Below are 3,994 nucleotides of genomic sequence, written 5' to 3' on the forward strand. Positions count from 1 at the left end.
CACCCTGCGCCAGGGCGACGTCATCATCGCCGGCACCGCCGTGGGCCGGGTCCGGGCCATGACCGACGCCCGGGGCCGGAAGCTCACCGATGCTGGCCCCTCCGTCCCTGTGGAGATCATCGGCATGGGGGAGGTGCCAGACGCCGGCGACGACTTCCATGCCGTGGCCGACGAGCGCATGGCCCGGGAGCTGGCCGAGCAGCGCAAGCAGGAGAACAAGGACCGGCGCAACGGTCCCGCAGGCCAGAAGGTCACCCTGGAGGACCTGTTCAGCCAGATTCAGCAGGGGGAGATCAAAGACCTGAACATCATCGTCAAGGCCGACGTCCAGGGCTCCGCCGAGGCGGTGAAGACCTCCCTGGAGAAGCTCTCCAACGAGGAGGTCCGGGTGCGGGTCATCCACTGCGCCGTGGGCGCCATCAGCGAAAGCGACGTGATGCTGGCCGCCACCTCCAACGCCATCATCGTGGGCTTCAACGTCCGCCCCGACAAGAACGCCAAGGAGTCCGCCGCCCGCAGCAAGGTGGATATGCGGATGTACCGGGTCATCTACGACTGCATCAACGAGATCGAGACGGCCATGAAGGGGATGCTGGCACCCAAGTTCAAAGAGGTGGAGCTGGGCGCCGCCGAGGTGCGGAACGTCTTCCGCATCACCGGCGTGGGCATGGTGGCCGGCTGCTACGTCACCAGCGGCAAGATGCAGCGGGGGGCCCAGATGCGCCTGCTGCGGGACAACGTGGTCATCTACGACGGCGCCATCGCCTCCCTCCAACGCTTCAAGGACAGCGTAAAGGAGGTGGCCCAGGGCTACGAATGTGGTATTACCTTTGAAAAGTTCCAGGACATCAAGGAGGGCGACATCGTGGAGGCCTACCTGATGGAGCAGATCCAGGTCTGAGACCCCGGGGACCAGGCGCTGGATGTCAAACCGCAACTGAAAAGGAAGCAAGTGTCAAACAGACCCGTTCCGTCCCCAAATCAGTTTGAGGAGGGGCGGGTCTGTATGTCAAAAGGGAGGTCCCCATGAGCGCTGTCACCCTGCTGTGCGCCGACCGGCCCCTGCCCCTGTACGGCTCCGGCCTCCGCCGGATGGAGATCCGATCCCAAGGCGGAGATACGGTCCGCACAGAGACGGAGGGCTTCGCCGTCCGGGCCCTTGACTACTACCGCCCGGCGGTGGAGGCGCTGGGCCTGGACCGAAAGCCCTGCCCATACGAGCTGAACCTGTGCGCCACGGAGGAGGACGCGGCGGCGCTGCGGGCCTACCTGGAGCGGAACTGCGCCCCCGGGGAGGCGGTGGAGCTGTGGCGGCTCTGGGTGGGGGTGGACCGGGAGGCTCGGGTTCCCTGTTTTCGGGGAAAGCTGTCCGGCCTGGACGCGGAGACCCTGGAGCAGCTGGCCCCGCCCCGGATCGCCCTCTGGCAGTGCCGGCTGACCATCGAGATCTGAACCGGGGTGCGTGCCCCTTTGGAAAGGAGAAGACTATGCCGAGCAATCGCATCGGACGCATCAACGAGGAGATTCAGCGGGAGCTCTCCGCCCTTCTCCGCACCGTGAAGGACCCCCGGGTCCGCGGTCTGGTCTCCATCACGGCGGTGGACACCAGCTCCGACCTGCGGTACGCCAAGGTCTATGTCAGCGTTCTGGACAAGAGCGACGTCCGGGAGGTGGTCAAGGGCCTTCAGTCCGCCGGAGGCTATCTCCGCCGGGCGCTGGGCCAGGCCCTCCAGCTCCGGTACACCCCGGAGCTCACCTTTGTGGCCGACGACTCCATCGCGGAGGGGGCCCATATCCTGGAGATCATCGAAAAACTGGACAAATAAGGAGCAGCCCATGGACTATATCGAGGCGGCCGCCCTGCTGCGCGGCCAGGATCACATTCTCATTCTCACTCACAAGAAACCGGATGGGGACACCATCGGCTGTGCTGCCGGCCTGTGCCAGGCCCTGCGGGAACAGGGCAGGGACGCGGCCGTCCTCCCCAACGAGGATGCCACGAGCCTCTTCACCCCCTATCTGGAGGGCTATCTGGCCGGGGAGGCGTTCCGGCCGGACTATGTGGTTTCCGTGGACATCGCCGGCCGAAATCTCTTCACCCCCGCCGGGGAGGTCTGGCTGCGCCGGGGCATTGATTTGGCCATCGACCACCACCCCTCCCACGAGGGCTTCGGCGCCCGGAGCTGTGTGGACCCCGCCCGGGCCGCCTGCGGCGAACTGGTCTACGACCTTATCCGCCAGTGGGGCCCCGTCTCCCGGGAGGCCGCCCTGCCCCTCTATGTGGCCGTGTCCACCGACACCGGCTGCTTCGTCTACAACAACACCACCCCGGAGACCCATCGGGTGGCCGCCGACCTCATGTCCCTGGGCATCGACTTTCAGGGGGTCAACAAGCGGCACTTCCGTACCAAGAGCCGGAAGCGGCTCCAGCTGGAGGCCCTCATCATCGACACCATGGTCCTCCACGACGGCGGGGAGACCGCCATCTGCGCCATCTCCCTGGCCGACATGGCCCGGCTGGGGGCCACCGAGCGGGACGCCGAGGACATTGCCGCCTTTTTGGGTCAGCTGGAGGGGGTCCGCACCTCCGTCACCATCCGGGAGCTGGAGGGGGGTGCGTGCAAGCTCTCGGTCCGCACCGACGGCATCCTCAGCGCCACCCAGATCTGCGCCCTGCTGGGGGGCGGGGGCCACGCCGCTGCCGCCGGGTGTACCATCCGGGCCACCATTCCCGAGGCCAAAGCCGCCATCCTGGACGCCATCCGGCAGGTGCAAAGCCATGCCTAACGGAATTCTGGTGATTGACAAGCCGGAGGGTTGGACCGCGTCGGAGCACGCCCTTGCGGAACGCGTCTCCGCTGGCGCGAAGCCGCTTATCCTTGCGGGCGGCTCCTCCTTTTCGCGGCGCACCCGCTTTGCTGGGCTGCGCCGCGAGGACGGGAGGTTCTGCCATGCCTAACGGAATTCTAGTGATTGACAAGCCGGAGGGTTGGACCAGCATGGATGTCTGCGCCAAGCTGCGGGGGATGCTCCACGAGAAGCGGGTGGGCCACGCCGGTACCCTGGACCCCATGGCCACCGGCGTCCTGCCGGTCTTCGTGGGCCGGGCCACCCGGGCGGTGGAGTTCGCCAGCGAATCCGACAAGGAATACATCGCCGGATTAAAGCTGGGCGTCATCACCAACACCCAGGACACCACCGGTGAGGTGCTGGAGGAGCGGCCGGTCCGGGTGGACCACGACCAGCTCTGGAACGCCCTGGAGAAATTCCAGGGGGACATCCTCCAGGTGCCCCCCATGTACTCTGCCATCAAGCGTAACGGGAAGAAGCTCTACGAGCTGGCCCGGAAGGGCCAGGAGGTGGAGCGGGCGCCCCGGAAGGTATCCATCCGCGCCCTGGGGGTTCTGGACGAGGACCGGCCGGACGCCCCGCCCCAGCCGGGCCGGGCGGACTACACCCTCCGGGTGCGCTGCTCCAAGGGGACCTATGTGCGGACCCTGTGCCACGACATCGGCCAGATCCTGGGCTGCGGGGGGTGCATGAGTTCCCTGCGCCGCACGGAGGCCGCCGGCTTCACCCTGGCCGAGGCCGTCACCCTGGAACAGGTCCAGGCCGCCGCCGAACGGGGCGAGGCGGAAAGCCTGCTGCTGCCGGTGGACCAGTATTTCGCCCGCAGCGGCTGGACCGGCCGGGCCGTCCTGCGGCCCCAGGCCGAGCGGCGGCTGCGCGCCGGCGCCCCCGTGAGTGCCCCCGGCACAGAGGGGGACTTCCGGGTCTACAGCGAGCGCGGGGACTTTCTGGCCCTGGCCCGGTGCGAGGGCGGCCGGATGCGGGTCCTCAAGCGGTTCTTTGAACCCTAGGGCTTGTTTGAAAATTGGCGATGTGTCCGGCAGCGAGGGATTTTGGGCCGCTGGCAAGCAATTTTTTCGCAGGAATCCTGGCGGGTTTCAAGGAAAAATTGCGCCGTCCAGGGGACAAAAAGACCCGCCGGTTG

5 protein-coding genes are annotated in these 3,994 nt (G+C 67.1%); all 5 read left to right on the forward strand.

The window, feature by feature from the left end; translation table 11 throughout:
- Positions 1–901: EF-Tu/IF-2/RF-3 family GTPase (locus Q0K09_RS10520; protein ID WP_365932156.1), on the forward strand; the 901-nt coding region annotated here is incomplete at its 5' end.
- Positions 902–1,026: 125 nt separating this feature from the next.
- Positions 1,027–1,452, forward strand: coding sequence for a hypothetical protein (locus tag Q0K09_RS10525; protein WP_294476151.1), 426 nt, complete (start codon positions 1,027–1,029; stop codon positions 1,450–1,452).
- Between the two features lie 35 nt (positions 1,453–1,487).
- A complete protein-coding gene (rbfA, locus tag Q0K09_RS10530) occupies positions 1,488–1,826 on the forward strand; it encodes a 30S ribosome-binding factor RbfA (protein WP_294476155.1) in 339 nt (112 codons plus the stop codon).
- A 10-nt stretch (positions 1,827–1,836) separates the two neighbouring features.
- Positions 1,837–2,787: a DHH family phosphoesterase gene (locus Q0K09_RS10535; RefSeq protein WP_294476158.1), complete on the forward strand. Its 951-nt coding sequence runs from the start codon at positions 1,837–1,839 to the stop codon at positions 2,785–2,787.
- Positions 2,788–2,951: 164 nt separating this feature from the next.
- Entirely contained in the window at positions 2,952–3,860 is a 909-nt protein-coding gene (gene truB, locus Q0K09_RS10540) for a tRNA pseudouridine(55) synthase TruB (RefSeq protein ID WP_294476159.1), read from the forward strand.
- Positions 3,861–3,994: the final 134 nt, after the last annotated feature.

This window comes from uncultured Intestinimonas sp., from assembly GCF_944387725.1.
Lineage (GTDB): Bacteria > Bacillota > Clostridia > Oscillospirales > Oscillospiraceae > Intestinimonas.